Annotated in this window: 13 protein-coding genes; 9 read left to right on the plus strand and 4 right to left on the minus strand. The window is 62.4% G+C overall.

Translation table 11 applies throughout. From position 1 onward, the window contains the following. The first annotated feature begins 359 nt into the window (after positions 1 to 359). Entirely contained in the window at positions 360 to 863 is a 504-nt protein-coding gene (locus PRZ03_RS18540) for an OmpA family protein (RefSeq protein ID WP_263532151.1), read from the plus strand. A 93-nt stretch (positions 864 to 956) separates the two neighbouring features. On the opposite strand, the gene PRZ03_RS18545 is transcribed toward PRZ03_RS18540, so the two are convergent. Both PRZ03_RS18545 and selD read right to left on the minus strand, forming a co-directional pair. Beyond that, positions 957 to 2,498: a methyl-accepting chemotaxis protein gene (locus tag PRZ03_RS18545; RefSeq protein ID WP_273601763.1), complete on the minus strand. Its 1,542-nt coding sequence runs from the start codon at positions 2,496 to 2,498 to the stop codon at positions 957 to 959. A 60-nt stretch (positions 2,499 to 2,558) separates the two neighbouring features. Then, complete coding sequence (gene selD / locus PRZ03_RS18550) at positions 2,559 to 3,620, minus strand: selenide, water dikinase SelD (protein WP_273601764.1); 1,062 nt, start codon at positions 3,618 to 3,620, stop codon at positions 2,559 to 2,561. Positions 3,621 to 3,818: 198 nt separating this feature from the next. Between selD and PRZ03_RS18555 the strand changes: the two genes are divergently transcribed. The 5 genes from PRZ03_RS18555 (at position 3,819) to PRZ03_RS18575 (ending at position 8,761) form a co-directional block, all read left to right on the plus strand. Continuing rightward, positions 3,819 to 4,685, plus strand: a complete 867-nt coding sequence (locus PRZ03_RS18555; protein ID WP_273601765.1) for a putative selenate ABC transporter substrate-binding protein — start codon at positions 3,819 to 3,821, stop codon at positions 4,683 to 4,685. A gap of 15 nt (positions 4,686 to 4,700) precedes the next feature. Next, positions 4,701 to 5,531, plus strand: coding sequence for a phosphonate ABC transporter ATP-binding protein (locus PRZ03_RS18560; RefSeq protein WP_409993977.1), 831 nt, complete (start codon positions 4,701 to 4,703; stop codon positions 5,529 to 5,531). Beyond that, positions 5,528 to 6,367 carry a PhnE/PtxC family ABC transporter permease gene (locus PRZ03_RS18565; protein ID WP_273601766.1) on the plus strand — a complete coding sequence of 280 codons (840 nt, stop codon included), beginning with the start codon at positions 5,528 to 5,530 and terminating at the stop codon, positions 6,365 to 6,367. The genes PRZ03_RS18560 and PRZ03_RS18565 overlap by 4 nt, the downstream gene beginning before the upstream one ends. Then, positions 6,364 to 7,161: a phosphonate ABC transporter, permease protein PhnE gene (gene phnE / locus PRZ03_RS18570; protein WP_273601767.1), complete on the plus strand. Its 798-nt coding sequence runs from the start codon at positions 6,364 to 6,366 to the stop codon at positions 7,159 to 7,161. Before PRZ03_RS18565 ends, phnE begins: the two co-directional genes overlap by 4 nt. Positions 7,162 to 7,291: 130 nt before the next feature. After that, entirely contained in the window at positions 7,292 to 8,761 is a 1,470-nt protein-coding gene (locus PRZ03_RS18575; protein WP_273601768.1) for a WS/DGAT domain-containing protein, read from the plus strand. Here PRZ03_RS18575 and PRZ03_RS18580 read toward each other — a convergent pair. After that, a complete protein-coding gene (locus PRZ03_RS18580; RefSeq protein WP_273601769.1) occupies positions 8,733 to 9,797 on the minus strand; it encodes a peptidylprolyl isomerase in 1,065 nt (354 codons plus the stop codon). The two genes, PRZ03_RS18575 and PRZ03_RS18580, sit on opposite strands and share 29 nt — an antisense overlap. An 826-nt stretch (positions 9,798 to 10,623) precedes the next feature. Between PRZ03_RS18580 and PRZ03_RS18585 the strand changes: the two genes are divergently transcribed. The 3 genes from PRZ03_RS18585 to PRZ03_RS18595 all read left to right on the plus strand — a co-directional run bounded on the left by PRZ03_RS18585 (position 10,624) and on the right by PRZ03_RS18595 (position 16,773). Next, positions 10,624 to 11,400, plus strand: coding sequence for a hypothetical protein (locus PRZ03_RS18585; protein WP_273601770.1), 777 nt, complete (start codon positions 10,624 to 10,626; stop codon positions 11,398 to 11,400). Between the two features lie 428 nt (positions 11,401 to 11,828). Beyond that, positions 11,829 to 15,371 carry a DNA polymerase III subunit alpha gene (gene dnaE, locus PRZ03_RS18590; protein ID WP_273601771.1) on the plus strand — a complete coding sequence of 1,181 codons (3,543 nt, stop codon included), beginning with the start codon at positions 11,829 to 11,831 and terminating at the stop codon, positions 15,369 to 15,371. Between the two features lie 88 nt (positions 15,372 to 15,459). Further along, positions 15,460 to 16,773 (plus strand): patatin-like phospholipase family protein, encoded by a 1,314-nt coding sequence (locus tag PRZ03_RS18595; RefSeq protein WP_263532160.1) that lies wholly within the window; start codon positions 15,460 to 15,462, stop codon positions 16,771 to 16,773. Here PRZ03_RS18595 and PRZ03_RS18600 read toward each other — a convergent pair. Then, complete coding sequence (locus tag PRZ03_RS18600; protein WP_273601772.1) at positions 16,761 to 17,042, minus strand: ComEA family DNA-binding protein; 282 nt, start codon at positions 17,040 to 17,042, stop codon at positions 16,761 to 16,763. The two genes, PRZ03_RS18595 and PRZ03_RS18600, sit on opposite strands and share 13 nt — an antisense overlap. Between the last annotated feature and the right edge of the window lie 14 nt (positions 17,043 to 17,056).

Here is a 17,056-nt window from a genome sequence, read left to right on the forward strand (position 1 = left end):
GGGGAGCACTCACGCGGCTAGCCGCGTGATGTGATCACCAGAACCCAGCCATCTTGGATCAGTTGTCGGAAGCCAACTGATCCAAGAGACGCCTGCGCAGCAGGCGTCAGCGCCAAGGGCGCTTGGCTGGGTTGGGGATCACTCATATCGCGAAGCGATGTGGGTAATCACAGAATCCTGCCTCCCAATAATCGCCCGCTCTGCGGGCGCTGTTTATGGTGGACCAGTTGTCGCAAGCCAACTGATCCAAACTAACGCCCGCCTCGCGGGCGTTCCCCATTGCGCCCGTTAGAATCCGCCCCGACTCGAATTGAACCTTTTCGATTGATCTGATTCCCTTAATCCTGGAGATTTTCACAATGGCTTCTTCCGACAAACAAGACGACAACGAACGCATCGCCCTGTGGCTTGTTGGCTTGGTGATCGCAATTTTGTTGGTCAGCATCACTTCTTACGTGCTGATCAAGCAGCGTCACCGTGCGGCCCCCGCACCTGTGGCCGTGGCCGCCATGTCCGATGCGGATCTGTACGACGCGCCGCTGAGTGGCGAGTTGCTGGCGACCGTGCACTTCGGTTTTGCCGAAGCTACCGTGCCGGTTGAGGCCGCCCCCGATCTGGCCCGTGCGATGGAAGCCTTGATGGCCGCACCAGCGCGCAAGATCGTTATCGCCGGTTTTCATGACGCCAGTGGCGACGCGGCCAAGAATGCCGAGTTGGCCAAGCAACGCGCCATCGCGACGCGCTCGGTGCTGACCGCCGCTGGTGTGGACGCTGGCCGCATCTTGCTGCGTAAGCCTGAGTCGACCTTGGCCGACGGCACGGCCGACGAAGCCCGCCGGGTGGAGATCCGTTTGCTGGACTGAGGAACGGATGGGCCGCTCTTGTCGGCCTTTGAATCATAAAAAACGCCGCCAGTGAATGATCGCTGGCGGCGTTTTTTTCTGGGCGTTCAATGCTCAGCGCAAGCGAAACACGGCAACGGTGGCGACCAAATCATCGGCCTGCAGCCGCAAGCTGCTGGCCGAGGCGGCCATTTCTTCCACCAAGGCCGCGTTTTGTTGGGTCGTGTGATCCATCTGTGTGACCGCCTCGCCGACCTGAGCCACGCCGCTGGCCTGCTCTTTGCTGGCCGAGCTGATTTCGCCCATGATGTCGGTGACGCGTTTGATCGAGCTAACCACCTCGCCCATCGTCACGCCGGCCTGGTCGACCAGTTGTGTGCCCGCTTCAACCCGCTCAACACTGTCATTGATCAGGCTCTTGATCTCCTTGGCCGCCTCGGCCGAGCGGCCCGCCAAGCTGCGCACCTCGCTGGCGACCACGGCAAAACCGCGCCCTTGCTCCCCCGCACGGGCCGCTTCGACGGCCGCATTCAGCGCCAGGATATTGGTCTGAAAAGCGATGCCGTCGATGACCGAGATGATGTCCGATATCTTGCGCGAGCTCTCATTGATGCCCTTCATCGTCTCTACCACCTGTCCGACGATATTGCCGCCCTCGATGGCAATGCTTGAGGCGCTGGCGGCCAGTTGGTTGGCGTGGCGTGTGCTTTCGGCGTTTTGCCTGACGGTGGCGCCGAGCTGCTCCATCGACGCGGCGGTCTGCTCCAAGGCGCTGGCTTGTTGCTCTGTGCGGGCACTCAGGTCCAAATTACCCTGCGCAATCTCGGCGCTGGAGGTGGCCACTTGCTCGGCCCCCTGGCGCACCGTGCTGACGACTTGGGTGAGGTTGTCCTGCATGGCTTTGAGCCTGGCCATCAGGCTGCTGTGGTCGCCGAAGCGCAAGTTCAGGGCTTGACTCAAATCACCGGAGCCGACACGTTCGGTGACCGCAGCGGCCTCGGCCGGCTCCGCCCCCAAAGCATGGCTGATGGCGCGGATGGTCAGCCAGCCAATCAGGCCTGAAATGCCCAGGCCCAACGCAATTGCGACGATTGATGCCCAGCGGATCGTCGAGTAGCGCGCCGCAGCCTCGTCGTATTCCTGCTTTGCCACATCGATTTGCAATTGCATCAAGGCCTCGGCCCCAGTTTTGACCGGCGCAAACAGCGCCGGCAGCGCGGTTTTGACCAGCTTTTCCACCGTCGGCATGTCATCGGCCTTCAAGGCCTCCACCGCCGGCAGCAAGCCTTGTTGTACGAACTGTTTGCGATCCGCGCCCCATGCCTTGGCCAAACGGGCCTCGTCGGGCGTCAGATAGGTCAGCAGATAAGCATCCCAGAGCTTGGTAATGGTGGCGATATTGGCCTCGACCGTGCTGATCGCGGCTCGCACCGTTTGCGGGGTTTGGTCCGCCAGCGCGGTGGTGATGGCCAGGCGGTTGCTGACCACCATGGACTCGATCTGGCCGATTTGCACCGCCGTGATGGTGCGGTCTTCATAAACGGTTTTCAGCGAGGCGTTGGAGCTGGAGATACCGTAGAGGCCAAGCCCGCCGACGAGCAGCAATGCCAATGAAAGAATGGCCAGCAACAGCAGCAAGCGCGTGGAAATCTTCATCGTCACTCCTTGGGGTTCGCATAACTTCGATGCGCAGGGGGCTACCGTCGATCTTTGCCGCTAGCCTATTCGAAGCTGCCCTGGTTTGTCCAGCGCTTTGGCAATGCAGCCCACCGGGACGGCGTCCATGAAACCATGTCGCCTGAAGGTGTCCAGCACCGCGTCCACTGCCTCCGGCGCGCAAGAAACCAAGAGACCGCCGCTGGTTTGGGGGTCGCTCAGCAGGGCCTGCGCCATGCTGGGGAACTCAGCCGGCAGATGAATATCGTGCCCATAAGCGGCCCAGTTGCGCCCCGACGCACCGGTGACGATGCCTTGTGCCGCCAAGTCCGCCACGCCCGGCAGCAAGGGCACCTGCTCCCATTCCAGCCACACATCGCAAGCCGCGCCGCGTGCCAATTCCAGCGCGTGGCCGGCCAGGCCAAAGCCGGTCACATCGGTCAGCGCATGCACGCCGTCCAGCGCCGCCAGGTCCGGCCCCGGCGTGTTCAATTTCGTCGTAACGGAAATCATCCGCGCATAGCCTTGCTCGCCGAGTAAATCTTTTTTGAGTGCCGCCGACATAATCCCAACGCCCAGCGGCTTGCCCAGCACCAAGACATCGCCCGGCTGCGCGTCGGCATTGCGCTTGACCCGGCTCGGGTGCACCAGGCCCAGCGCCACCAGGCCGTAGATTGGCTCGACCGAGTCGATCGTGTGGCCGCCCGCAATCGGGATGCCCGCCGCACGGCAGACCGAGGCACCGCCCTCCAAAATGCGGCCAATCGTCTGGGTCGACAGCACATTGATGGGCATGCCGACCAGAGCCAAGGCCATGATGGGCCGCCCGCCCATCGCATAGACATCGCTGATTGCGTTGGTGGCGGCAATGCGACCGAAGTCGAAGGGGTCATCGACGATGGGCATGAAAAAGTCAGTGGTGGCTATCAACGCTTGTTCGTCATTGAGCTTGTAAACGGCCGCATCGTCGGCAGTTTCGATGCCCACCATCAGCTCGGGCGGGATGGGGAAACCGGTCGTGCCTTTCAGAATTTCGGACAGCAGGCCGGGTGCAATCTTGCAGCCGCAGCCGCCGCCATGGGAGAGCGAGGTCAAGCGGGGTTCAGGCTTAGAGATGGTCATGCTTGAAGGGATCTGTTGAGCTTGTGGGGGAGGGTGGACAGCGGTCAGCATAGCCGGATCCTTGTGTTGTTCACACCGTGTTGTCATCTGCGGCAAGGCGAAGGCGATTGGTTTTCGCGTGGCCTTCCGCGCGGGCTTTGGGCACGCCCTGCCAACTTGAGTTCCAATGCCGGCTGAGAATTATTTTTGGAGTGAGCCATGTCTGTCGTCAATCGTCGCCATCTGAACCAAACCCTCGTTGCGGCTGTGTTGGCCTTTGCGGGCCTGTCCGCGCAGGCGCAAGCCCAAGTGTTCCGTGTCACCGCCATCCCCGACGAGTCACCGACCGAGTTGGCCCGCAAGGCCGCGCCACTGATGCGTTACCTGGAGGCCCAGCTGGGTATGAAGGTCGAGTTCACGCCGGTGACCGACTATGCGGCGGCCGTTGAGGCTCTGGTCAACAAGAAGGTTGATCTGGCCTGGTTCGGTGGCTTTACCTTTGTGCAGGCCAATGCGCGCTCGGGCGGCAAGATGCTGCCCTTGGTGCAGCGCGAGGAAGACAGCAAATTCCGCTCGGTCTTCATCACGTCTGATCCCGCCATCAAGAGCTTGGCTGACCTGAAGGGCAAGGACGTGTCTTTTGGCTCGCAGAGCTCAACCTCCGGCCACTTGATGCCGCGCAGCTTTGTGTTGCAAGCGGGCTTGAATCCGGACAAGGATTTCCGCCGGGTCGCCTATAGCGGCGCGCATGACGCCACCATCGCCGCAGTTGCCGCCGGCAAGGTCCAGGCCGGCGCATTGAATATCTCGGTGTGGGAGAAGTTTGTGGCCGATAAAAAGGTCGATACCGAGCGGGTGAGGGTGTTCTACACCACGCCTTCTTACTACGACTACAACTGGACCGTGCATGCCGATATGCCTGCGGCGCAGCGCGAAAAAATCACCAAGGCTTTTTTGAGTCTGAGCCGCGATGACGCCGCCGGCAAGGAAATTCTTGACTTGCAGCGCGCGACGCGGTTTATCCCCACCCAGCCCGACAACTACAAGGGCATTGAGGCCGCCGCGCACAGCGCCGGCCTGCTTTGACGCGAGTTTGCTGATTTGAAGCTGTCGCTTTGCGCCGTAGACGCCGCGCCCCTGGCTGCGGGCACTGCTCGGGCGCCGGTCTTGCGTGGCCTGAGTTTGAGCGTCGAGGCGGGGGAAGCTGTAGCGGTGATCGGGCCTTCCGGGGCCGGCAAGACCACGCTCTTGCAACTGCTGGCCTGCGCTTTGCGGCCGCTGGCGGGCCAGTACGAACTCGATGGCAGCAGTCCCTGGCGCTTGGGGTCCGGCGACTTGCGGGCCCTGCGTGGCCGGCTGTTTTTGGCGCCGCAAGTGCCGCCTTTGCCGCCCAGGCAAAGAGTGGTGACGGCGGTTCTGGCCGGCTGCTTGCCGGGCTGGAGTTTCACGCGCAGTCTGCGCTCGCTGCTCTATCCGGTCGATATTGGTGCCGCTCACGCCGCGCTGGCCGCCTTCGATCTGGAAGACAAGCTGTTCGAGCGCGTGGACCGACTCTCCGGCGGTGAGCGCCAGCGGGTCGGGCTGGCAAGGGCTTGGGTCAGCCCGGCCAAGCTGTGGCTGCTGGATGAGCCCCTCTCCGCCTTGGACCCGATGCGCACGAGCTTGGTCGCGCAAGCCTTGGTGCAGGAGGCGCGCCGGCGCGGCGTGACCCTGCTGGCCTCGCTGCATCATGTGGAGATGGCTCTGGCGCATTTCCCGCGCATCATTGGCTTGCGCCAGGGTCAGGTCTTGTTCGACCTGCCGGCGGCTGAAGTCACGCCGGCCTTGCTGGCGCAGCTGTATGCCCAGCACGAACTTGAACTGGCGTCCGGGCAAATGCCGGAGCAAGCCTTGCTTGCTCAGCCACCCTTGCCGCAGATGGTGTGTCGTTGAGCGGATCGTCCTCGGCCGGCGCAGTGCCATCACGCGACCCCGCTTGGCTGGGGCGCGTGTTTTGGCTGGGCGCGGCCGTGGCCTTGCTGTGGCCGCTGGCGGTGCTGACCGAGTTCCGCCCTTGGATATTGCTGGAGCCGCAGAGTTTGGCCGTCACGGCGCGATTTTTGGCGGACTTTTTCCCGCCCAAACTCGAGCTTGAGTTTTTGCGCATGGTGGCACTTGAGGCTTGGCGCACGGTGGCGATGGCCACTGCCGGCATCAGTTTGGCTTTGTTGGGCGCCGTGCCGCTGGGGCTGCTGGCCACGCGCAGCCTCTCGGTCTCGGCCCTGAGTGGCCGCATGGCTCAGGGGCCTGCTGCACTGCGCTTGGGCACCCGTTGGCTGTTGGTACTGTTGCGCAGCGTACCGGAGCTGGTCTGGGCCTTGATCTTTGTGCGGGTGGTGGGCCTGGGCGTCACCGCCGGCGTGCTGGCGATTGCGCTCAGTTACGCGGGTATGTTGGGCAAGGTCTATGCGGAAATCTTGGAGAGCGGCGACACCGAGTCCACGCGTACCCTACTGCGAAATGGCGCTGGGCGCATGCAGGCATTTTTTTACGCACTACTGCCTCAAAATGCCGCCGAACTCAGCAGTTACACCGTCTACCGTTGGGAATGCGCGATTCGCTCCTCGGTGGTGCTGGGCTTTGTCGGCGCCGGCGGCCTGGGCCAACAGATCGACGCGTCTATGAAGATGTTCAATGGCGCCGAGGTGGCCACGATGCTGCTGGTGTTTGTGTTCTTGGTCGCCCTGGCCGACACCATCAGCGCCGCGCTCAGAGGGGCGCTGCGGTGAAGCTTTACCCGCAAGCGCGGCTGAGCATAGGCCGGCGTGGCTTGGCTGCATGCTTGGCCCTGCTGGGCTTGGTGCTGGCGAGCTTTGCCACGCTTGATCTGCAATGGGCGCAGATGTTTTCACTCGAGGCTGCGCGCAGCATGGGGCGCTTTGTGGCGGAGTTTTTTCCGCCCGATCTGAGCCTGGCTTTTGTTGCCAAGGTGGCTTTTGCCTCGCTGGAGACCTTGGCGATGTCTGCGCTGGGCAGCTTGATTGCCGCATGTGCGGGGCTGCTGCTGGCCTTGGGTGCGGCGCGCTTGCATGGCCAGGATTCGGCGCTGGCGCGGCGCCCGACGCGCTGGCTCTTGAATGCCTTGCGCGCGGTACCGGAGTTGGTCTGGGCTAGCCTGCTCTTGATCTCGGCCGGCCTGGGGCCGTTTGCAGGCACATTGGCCTTGGCCGCACACACCACGGGCGTGTTGGGGCGGCTGTTCGCCGAGGCGATCGAGAACTGCAGCGAAGGGCCAGGTTTTGCCTTGCGCGTTCAGGGGGCCGGCAACTTGCGGGTGTTTTTGTATGCGACGCTGCCGCAGGTCTTGCCGCAGTTGATCAGCTACACCTTGTACCGCTGGGAGAACAATATTCGCGCGGCCGCCGTGCTGGGCGTGGTGGGAGCGGGCGGCCTGGGCCAGCTGCTGGGCTTTCATATGGGCTTGTTCCATATGAACAAGACCGCCACCATCCTGGCCGCGATGCTGCTGCTGGTGGCCTTGGTGGATTTGCTCAGCGACCGATTGCGCCGCGCGTTGGCTTGACAAGGGCTTTCCCGCCTCTCCGAATGGAGGGTATGCAAAGCCAATAGCTTGGCTCGCAAAGTCGGTCGCCTCGGCTCAGCTGCCGCCATCATCGGCAGCTGCAAAAACAAGCCGAACAAGAGGCGTCAAGATGCTGGAGCGAAAGCCGTGCGACAAGGTCGGCCAGGGCGCTGATGAGCCGATGTCGCGGCGCGACTATTGCTGGTTCCGCATGGACGGGGTCAGCAATTTGATGGTCATCAACAGTGTGTTGATGTTCGAGGGGCCGCTGGACTTTGACGCGCTGCGGCGCACGATCGCTCAGCGCCTGCCCAACTACGCCAGGTTTACGCAGCGGGTGCAGCTGAGGCGGCGGAGCCGCTTCTCTTTGCCTCAAGCCATTTGGGCTCAAGATCCTGACTTTGAGATTGCACGGCATGTGCAATTCGATGCCGGGGCGGCAGCGGTGAGCGAGTCTCAACTGCAAGCCTTGCTGGGGTTGCAGGCCTTGCTGCCCCTGGCCAAGGACAGGCCGCTTTGGCATATGCAGGTCTTGACCCGCGTCGGTGGTGGTTTTGCGATCGTGTTTCGCCTGCACCATTGCATCACCGACGGCCTAGGCCTCGTTCATGTGTTGAAGCATCTGACCGATGACAGCATGGCCCACGCTGGCCAGGCGGCGCTGGAATGGCACCCGGCCTATGCGCAGCCGCAAGCCCATCCCACACTTTGCAAACGCATGCACCGGCTGGTTTTTTGGACTCGCATAACCGCGCAGCTGGCCCGTTTGGCTTTGTTGATACCGGATTGCCGCAGTTCCCTGAAACGGCCGCTGAGCGCCGATAAATGCATGTTGCAACTGCCCGCGATGCAGCTCGATCTGGTGCGCAGCATCGCCAAAAGCATGCAAGCCACCGTCAATGATGTGTGGGTGGCCGCGGTGGCGGGTGCGCTGCGTGCCTATCTGCAGGAGCGCGGGGAGCCTGCGGCTCAGCGAGCGCTGCGCGCGGCGGTCACCTTCAATCTGCGCAACAAGGCCGACGCGTTTTTGCTGGGCAATCATTTTGGCCTGGTGGCTGTTGACCTGCCCATTGACACCGCCCGCGCCTTGGATCGCCTCGCGCTTGCCAGCGCGCGCATGAGGGCCATCAAGGCTTCGCATCAGCCGCACGCGACGATGTTCTTCTTGAGCTTGAGTGGCTATTTGCCGGCCGCGCTGCAGCGCTGGGTGCTCAAGCTCTTTACCTCCAAAGGCTCGGTGGTCCTGACCAATGTGGAGGGCCCGCCGCAGCCGCGCTTTTTGGCCGGCGCGCGGCTGCAAGACGCGATCTGCTGGGTGCCGCAGGCGGGCACCATGGGTGTTGGCTTCGCGCTGATGTCCTACGCCGGGCAAATCCAGATCAGCATGTTCGCCGACCGGAGCCAAGTCGCCGATCCGCAGCGCCTGATGGACTTGGTCGGCGAGGCCTTTGTGCAGCTGGAAAAGGAAACGCGCTTCAGCGCTTTTGCGCTGCTGCAGGGCCGCCCGGCCTTGCCGGCAGCGATTGTTGCGCCGACCGTCTCAGCGACCGTCGCGTCGACTATCTCGTCGACTATTTGGCCGGCCGAGTCGGCGGGTTGACGCCGCACAGATCGAGGTGATTGGGGTTGTGCACAAACCAGCCGCCCCGATTGCGCCGTGCCGCCAGCAACTCGGTCCAGGTCTCGCTGTCGGTGCGCAGCACTTGCAGGGCAGGGCGTTCCTCAAGCGGCATATCGGCCAGCAGACGCACGCGCTGGATCGGCTGACGCTGTTCGGCTTGCTCGTAAAAGCCCATGTTCGGGCCGCCACGTTGCAGGCTGGCCAGCAATTCCATGCCTTTCAAAACCCGGCCGACCACGGTGATGTTCAGGTCCAGGCCGCGCGGTGCCTGTCCAATCACCGCATAGAGCTCGGCGCCGGTGCTGGAATCAACCGCGTCACTGCGCCCGGCGCCAACGGTTCCATAGCAATGCGCGAGCCAGGCGCGGCCAGTCTTGGGGTCGGCGGCGACGGGAAAGCCGTCGACAAAGCCTGTTAGCGAGGCCCATCCGTCCAGGTCTGGCAGGCGGGCCAAGGGCAGACCTTTGAGCGGGACGGAAAACTCTGCCGGCAATTTGGGCGCAGCCGCACCCAGCGGCTTGGCCAGGGCCGGGTCGTCGGCATGGGGGTCACCCCATTGCGCGACAAAGTTGTCTTGCACGCGTACGACGGCCAGGCCGTCATAAAAGCCCCCGTGGGCCAGTGCACGGATATTGAGCGTGTGCAGCGGTGCGAAGCGCGGCGCCAGCTCGATCAAGACTTGACCCTTGACCTGTCCTTGGGTCAATTCCATCAGCAGCGTGTTCTCGGGGTCCAGCCCGCGCCAATGGCTGTCGGGCGATTGGGCCAGAATATCCGCGCCGCTGCGGGGATTGGCCTTGACGCCTGCCGCGGCTGTTGGCTTGGCGGCGACTGCCGAAGGTGCTGCTGCTGCTGCAGGTTTTGCGCCGGGCTTTTTCTTCGCCGGGGCTGTGGCGACAGTCTTGGTGGGCGTCTTTTTGACGCTGTTCTTCGTCGGGGGCGTGGCGTGAGCGGCCTGGCTGGTGAGCAAGGCGGCGGTGAGCAAGGCAAGCAAGGGTTTGAGTTTTCTTGGCATGGTTGGGGTCTTCTCCAGGTGCGGCAGCATACGTCCTTTGCGGGGTGGCCCCCTGGCCTCGGGGGGCAGGTGCAGGCAAGACTTGATCTTTTTCTGAATCCGGCGCGTCTCGGCGCATCTGCTCGTTCGGCACGATGCCGGGAGTTCGCCCCGGCGGGCGACCCTCTTTCTTGTCCGCACAAGAAAGAAGGCAAAGAAAGCGCCCCTGCCGCATGGCCCTGCGGGTCCGCTCGGATGCTCAAATTTGCCGGGCCGCGCCCAACTCACTGCGCTACGCTGCGTTCAGACAAGGGGCGCGAAGCCAGATGTTGAAGTCGCTGCGCGACGCCCGGCAAATTCTCCGCTCCTCGCCCATGCAGAAGGGGTTTCGAAAGAACACGGCTCGCTGCGCGTCGCCTTGAAGGGTGCTGCGTTGCGCGCATGCACCTTCCAAGTCGATCGCTTGAGGGGCAGGTCTTGCCTATACATTTGAGACCTGACCCTGCGCCTGTGACCCTGCGCCTGCGTGAAGTCGCTGCGCGACGCCCGGCAAATTTTCCGCTCCTCGCCCATGCAGAAGGGGGAACTCCAAAGAAAACGGCTCGCTGCGCGTCGCCTCGAAGGGTGCTGCGCTGCGCGCATGCACCTTGCAAGTGGGTGCCGCGCCGCTCAAGTCTTGCCGATATTCTTGAGACCCCGGCTTTCGGTGGCTAAATGGGACGCCGAAATGTTTGGGGGGTAGTTTTTACACCTGACCCTGGCCTTTACGATTCGCGTGGAATCGTGACCTTCACTGCTTATGAATGCATGGGACTGGACGGACAGAAGCCGAAGAAATGGATCTGAAATGGGCGTGCAAATGACGGAGTTTCAACTTACCTTGAAGAGTGTTGGCATCGATGAGATTGTGACGAGTGGAGGTCTTACCAGGCTACTTTCCCTACGGAAACTGTTACTTGCCGGGCTTGGCCTTTCTCTAGCGCTAACACTCTATGGCTGTGGACCATCTGAGCAGCAAAAGGCCGAGCAGCGGCGGATCGACTGCTTGAACAAGCCATGCGAAGGTGACGTCGTTCCGAAGGTAAGCGCTGGCAACGTAGCCATGAAAGTCGGCGGGCGCTATTTTTCTGTGCCCAAAGCCTATCGACTGGACTTTCTGGGCTTGGCCTTTTACTGGCCCAGCAAAACACATTTGACTGGGCCACCCGAAGGAGGGAGCTTTCCCGAGAAAGGGCAGCCGTTCTATGACATTGCCATCGAGCTCGACTTTGTCCCTGAGCCAGCCTCGATTGAACTCAGCGACATGATTGCAATGGCCGAGAAGAAGGGTCGGCCCGTGACCCTCATCAGCCAATCAACAAACCTTGATGTTGTGACTGTTCAACTTCGAGAACAGCCGACCGAGTTGAGCACGATCTACGTCGCAAAGAATGCGAGCTATCCATCTGGCAAACCGGCGGCCATGGGGTGTACACATGCCAGAAAAGATGACCGATGCTCGGCTTACTTTGCCTGGGGCCAAGGAATGCATATCAGCGTGAGCTTTAACCAGCGGCATGCCCAGGACTGGCCGCAAATCTACGCCGAGATCGAACGTGTCTTGGCGCTCGTGAAACCACTTTGAAAATCTACACCTCTCGGGGTCAGATCCCAAAAATATAGTGAAGACCCGACCCTCAAGCCATCGACTGGCGAGGTGCCAGCGCGCTGCGCGGCACCCATCGAGGCGATGCGCAGCGAGCCGAGTTCTTGGGTGTTCACCCCTTCTGCATGGGCGAGGAGCGGAAAATTTGCCGGGCGTCGCGCAGCGACTTCAAGAACTGGTTTCGCGCCCCTTGTATGAACGCAGCGTAGCGAAGTGAGTTGGGCGCGGCCCGGCAAATTTGAGCATCCGAGCGGACCCCGCAGGGGCCATGCGGCAGGGTCGCCTTCTCTGGCCTACTTCTCTTGGCGAGACAAGAGAAGTAGGTCGCCCGCCGGGGCGAACTCCCGGCATCGTGCAGGTAGAGCAATTCAGCCGGGGCCGAACAATGGCTCCGTACAATCGGACAAATGGCCTTTGTTCACTTACGCACCCACACCGAATTCTCCGTCGTTGACGGCACCCTCAGAATCGACGACGCGGCCTCCGCGGCCGCCAAAGACGGGCAAATCGCCTGCGCGATCACCGACCTGGCCAATCTGTTTGGCGGCATCAAGTTCTATAGCGGCATGCGCAAGAAGGGCGTCAAGCCCATCTTGGGCGCCGACTGCTGGCTGGAGCCCGAAGGCTCGGACAAGAACCCCAGTCGCTTTTTGCTGCTGGTGCAAAACAAACAGGGCTATCTGAACCTGTGCGAGTTGCTTTCGAGAGCCTGGATTCAGAACGTGCAGCGCAACCAGGCCTGCCTGAAATGGGAATGGCTGAGTGAGCTCAATGAAGGCTTGATCTGCCTGTCGGGCGCCCAGTTTGGCGGCCTGGGCGCTGCCTTGTTGGCCGGCGACAAGCCGCGTGCGCTGGACTGGGCCGGGCGCTTCCAAGAGATCTTTCCGCAGCGCTTTTACATCGAGTTGCAGCGTGCCGGGCTGGCCGGCCAAGAGGCGCTGGTCCAGACCAGCGTGCCGTTTGCGGCCGAGCTGGGCCTGCCGGTCGTCGCCACACATCCGGTGCAGTTCCTGGGCACCGAGGATTTCGAGGCGCATGAGGCCAGGGTCTGCGTGGCCGAGGGCGAGACGCTGACCAATCCCAAGCGCATCAAGCGCTTTTTGCCGGGCCAGTTCTTTCGCAGCCAGGCCGAGATGGAGGCGCTGTTTGCCGACATTCCTTCGGCGATCGCCAATACGGTGGAGATTGCACGGCGCTGCAGCCTGAGTCTGGTGCTGGGTAAGCCGCAGCTGCCGGAATTTCCGACTCCGCTGGTCGACGGCGTCAAGATGACGCCCGATGATTACTTCCGTTACGCCTCGCATGAGGGTCTGAAAGAGCGGATGGTGCTGCTCTACCCGAACGAGGAAAAACGCGCCGAGCAGATGCCGCGTTACATCGCCAGGCTGGAGTTCGAGCTCGAGACGATCGTGAAGATGGGCTTCCCCGGCTACTTCCTGATCGTGTCGGACTTCATCTGGTGGGCCAAGAACAATGGCTGCCCGGTCGGCCCGGGGCGGGGTTCGGGCGCGGGCTCGCTGGTCGCCTATGTGCTGAAGATCACCGACCTGGATCCGCTGCAATACAACCTGCTGTTCGAGCGCTTCTTGAACCCGGAACGGGTCTCGATGCCCGACTTCGACATCGACTTCTGCCAGGGCAACCGCGACCGCGTTATCGACTACGTCAAGGACAAATACGGCCGCCCTGCAGTCAGCCAGATCGCCACTTTCGGCACCATGGCGGCCAAGGCGGCGCTGCGTGACATCGGCCGCGTGCTGGGCATGGGCTATGGCCAAGTCGACTCGATCGCCAAGCTGATTCCGGCGCCTCCGGGCAAGACGGTGACCTTGGCCAAGCTGCCGGAGAACTTCGACCCGGCCAAGGAGAAGATGATCTACGCGCGCCACGAGGCGCCGGAGATTGATCAGCGCGAGGCGCAGGAAGAAGAGGTGGCCGAGCTCTTGAAGCTGGCCGCTCGCGTCGAAGGCATGGTGCGCAATATCGGCATGCATGCCGGGGGCGTGTTGATTGCGCCCGGCAAGATCACCGATTTTTGCCCGCAGTATCAGCAGCCCGGCTCGAACAGCGCGGTCAGCCAGTACGACAAGGACGACGTCGAGGCGGTGGGCCTGGTCAAGTTCGACTTTTTGGGTCTGGCGACGCTAACGATTCTGGAGTTGGCCAAGGACTTCATCATTGCCCGCTACCCCGAGCAAAAGAACTTCAGCTTCGAGACCATTCCGCTCGATGACCGCAAGACCTACAAGCTGTTCTCGGAAGGGCTGACCGAGTCGGTGTTCCAGTTTGAATCCAGCGGCATGCAGCGCATGTTGAAGGATGCCAAGCCTTCGCGTCTGGAAGACCTGATCGCGCTGAACGCGCTGTATCGGCCAGGCCCAATGGATCTGATCCCGACCTTTGTCGCGCGCAAGCATGGCAAGGAAGTGGTGGTCTACCCGCATCCCTTGACGGAGCCGGTGCTGAGCGAGACCTACGGCATCATGGTCTACCAGGAGCAGGTGATGCAGACCGCCCAGGTGCTGGGCGGCTACTCGCTCGGCGGCGCCGACATGCTGCGCCGCGCGATGGGCAAGAAGAAGGCCGAGGAGATGGCCGAGCACCGGGCGATCTTCCGCAAGGGTGCGGCCGTGAACGGTCTGGACGAGGCCCAGGCCGACGAAGTGTTCGACTTGATGGAGAAGTTTGCCGGCTACGGCTTCAACAAGTCGCATGCCGCCGCATACTCCTTGCTGGCTTATCACACCGGTTGGCTCAAGGTGCATTTCACGGCCGAGTTCTTCGCCGCGAACATGACGATTGAAATGGACGACACCGACAAGCTCAAGGTCTTGTTGAATGACGCTAAGCTGTTCGGCATCGCCTTCGAGCCGCCTAACGTCAATCTCGGTGTGCACCGGTTCGAGCCGATCACCAACAAGCTGATCAATTACGGCCTTGGCGCGATCAAGGGCACCGGCAAGGGCGCGATCGACTCGATCGTGGCGACCCGTAAAGCGGGCGGCGAGTTCAAGAGTTTTTATGACTTCTGCAACCGGATCGACCGCAAGTCGGTCAACAAACGGGTGGTCGACGCGCTGATCAAGGCCGGCGCCTTTGACAAGCTGGAGGCGGACCGTGCTCGCCTGCTGGCCAGCGTGGCGCGCGGCTACACCCACGCGGAGACGCAGGAGGCCAATGCCAATCAGGGCGGGCTGTTCGATTTTGGCGACTCGCATGCATCCAGCACCGCCGAGCCCGATCTGGTGGACGCCGCCCCCTGGAGCATCAAGGAGCGCCTGACGCTGGAGAAGACCGCGATTGGCTACTACCTGAGCGGCCATCTGTTCGACCAGAGCGGCGAGGAAGTGCGCCGCATGGTCAAGCGCCGGGTCGCCAATATCGAGGACGCCGCGCAGAGCCGCGAGGTGGTGATGCTGGCCGGCATCGTCAGCGATCTGCGGGTCATCAATGGCAATCGCGGCCGGGTGGCGATCTTCAAGCTTGACGACAAGAGCGACTTCATCGAGGCGGTGGCCAACGAAGAATTGCTGAACCTGCACAAAGACCTGCTGGTCGACGACGAGTTGCTGATTCTGCAGGGCAAGGTGCAGATGGACCGCTTTGCCGGCGGCTTCCGTTTCAATGTGCAGGCGGTATGGGATCTGGCCGGCGCGCGCGCGCGCTTTGGCAAGTATTTCTATGTGCCGGTGCGGCGCAGCCTGCCCGCGCTGCAGGATGTGATCAAGCAATGGCCTGCACGACTGCTGGAAACGGAGCAGGGTCAGGTCAGGCAGGGCTTGAAAATGACCACCCACCATTTTTTGTTCGGTGAACACGCGGGGGCGGAGTTCAAGATTGAGTTGGGCGAGGAAAGCCGCTTCTGGCCCAGCGATGAGGCCTTGGCGCAACTGCGCTTGGCGACGCAGGATCCGCAGGGCGGTCCAGTGTCGCAAATCATCTACGACTGAGGACGGCGCGGGGCTAACTTACGGTTTCCCGCCTTTTTTGAAGGCTTGAGCCCGCACAAATAGGCGATGATTCACCGCATTGCCGACCATGCCCAACGCCACCCCAACCCTCACCACAGCTTCAAGGCCAAGCTTTGGACCTTGCGGCCTTATCCTCACCGGAGGCGGCGCGCGTGCGGCCTATCAAGTGGGTGTGTTGGCGGCGGTGGCGCAGTTGCGCCGCGATGCCGGCTTCAGCGGTGCCAGCCCTTTTCCCATCATTGCCGGCACTTCGGCGGGTGCGATCAACGCGGCCACCTTGGCCTGCCATGCGGATGATTTTGACGGCGCCGTAGATGGGTTGGTGCATCTGTGGCAGAACCTGCATGTCGACCAGATTTACAGTGCCGACGCCTTTGGCATCATCCGCACCGGCGCGCGCTGGTTGCGCTTGATGAGTTTGGGCTGGGCGGTGGCGCGTTGGCGCCGCACCCAGCCGCGCAGCCTGCTCGATAACGCCCCGCTGGCCGCTTTGCTGCACCGGTGGATAGAGATGGATCGTCTGGACCAGATGCTGGCGGCCGGCCATATGCATGCGCTGGCGATCAGTGGCTCCAGCTATACGTCTGGGCAGCACATTACGTTTTATCAAACCCAAAAGCCCATCACGCCCTGGTCGCGTTCGCAGCGCATTGCCGTCAGAACGCAATTGACGGTCGAGCACTTGACGGCCTCCGCAGCGATTCCCTTCATCTTCCCGGCGCAGTCCTTGGATCTGGATGGTCAGCCCGAATGGTTTGGTGATGGTTCGATGCGCCAGAGTGCGCCGATTTCGCCGGCCATCCATCTCGGCGCCGAGCGCATTTTGGTGATTGGTGCGGGCCGCATGCATGAGCCACCCGGCAGCCGGCGCTCCGCGCTGGTAACGGGTCACCCCAGCATGGCGCAGATTGCCGGCCATGCCTTGTCGAATATTTTTTTGGACGCGTTGGCGGTGGACGTGGAGCGCTTGCAGCGTATCAACAATACGCTGGCCTTGCTGCCGCAGCAGGCCAGGGAAGCGACGCCTTTGCGGCCGGTTGAGGTCTTGGTGATTGCGCCCAGCCGGCGTCTGGATGACTTGGCGGCCGAACATCAAGGCAGCTTGCCGCCGACGATCAAAGGCCTTTTGCGCAGTGTCGGGGTGGCAGGCGAAGGCAAGGGCGCGAGCGGATCGGCGCTGACCAGCTACTTGCTGTTTGAGCCCTCGTTCACCGGCGAGTTGATCAACTTGGGCATGAGCGACACCTTGGCGCGGCGCGCGGAGGTACAGGCCTTTTTTGGTTGGCCGGAACAAGCCTTGCAATGCGACCCGGCCTCGATGCGGCGGCGCAAGGCCGGCTTTGCCGAGACGGTGCCCGGGGCGATGAATCACTCGGGGTAGGCTGTTCCGTTCACGCGCAGACCCAGCGCCGAGAGTTTGCTGGCTTTGGCCGGGCCTATGCCACGTACGCGGTGCAGCAGATCGGCCCAATCGCTGAAGAGGGCCAGGGCCCGCGCGTTCAGCAGCTTCTCCACTAAGCCCGGCCCCAGGCCGGGCAGCGACTCTAGCTCGGCGCGGCTGGCTTCGTTGGCTTCCAGCAGCTTCACTTGCGCCCTGGTGTGCCCGGCCAGGATGCACATGAAACCAGTCAGCAAACTGCGGCGCCGCATCAGGAGCAGGTCCT

The sequence above is a fragment of the Roseateles albus genome (assembly GCF_028595345.1).
Lineage (GTDB): Bacteria > Pseudomonadota > Gammaproteobacteria > Burkholderiales > Burkholderiaceae_C > Paucibacter_A > Paucibacter_A albus.

Excerpts from the sequence above, each read along its gene's own strand:
- PRZ03_RS18540 (WP_263532151.1), top strand. The coding sequence starts at position 360 with ATGGCTTCTTCCGACAAACAAGACGACAACGAACGCATCGCCCTGTGG.
- PRZ03_RS18600 (WP_273601772.1), bottom strand. The coding sequence starts at position 17,042 with ATGCGGCGCCGCAGTTTGCTGACTGGTTTCATGTGCATCCTGGCCGGG.
- PRZ03_RS18545 (WP_273601763.1), bottom strand. The coding sequence starts at position 2,498 with ATGAAGATTTCCACGCGCTTGCTGCTGTTGCTGGCCATTCTTTCATTG.
- PRZ03_RS18575 (WP_273601768.1), top strand. The coding sequence starts at position 7,292 with ATGCTGGAGCGAAAGCCGTGCGACAAGGTCGGCCAGGGCGCTGATGAG.
- dnaE (WP_273601771.1), top strand. The coding sequence starts at position 11,829 with ATGGCCTTTGTTCACTTACGCACCCACACCGAATTCTCCGTCGTTGAC.
- PRZ03_RS18580 (WP_273601769.1), bottom strand. The coding sequence starts at position 9,797 with ATGCCAAGAAAACTCAAACCCTTGCTTGCCTTGCTCACCGCCGCCTTG.
- PRZ03_RS18585 (WP_273601770.1), top strand. The coding sequence starts at position 10,624 with ATGGGCGTGCAAATGACGGAGTTTCAACTTACCTTGAAGAGTGTTGGC.
- PRZ03_RS18595 (WP_263532160.1), top strand. The coding sequence starts at position 15,460 with ATGCCCAACGCCACCCCAACCCTCACCACAGCTTCAAGGCCAAGCTTT.
- PRZ03_RS18555 (WP_273601765.1), top strand. The coding sequence starts at position 3,819 with ATGTCTGTCGTCAATCGTCGCCATCTGAACCAAACCCTCGTTGCGGCT.
- selD (WP_273601764.1), bottom strand. The coding sequence starts at position 3,620 with ATGACCATCTCTAAGCCTGAACCCCGCTTGACCTCGCTCTCCCATGGC.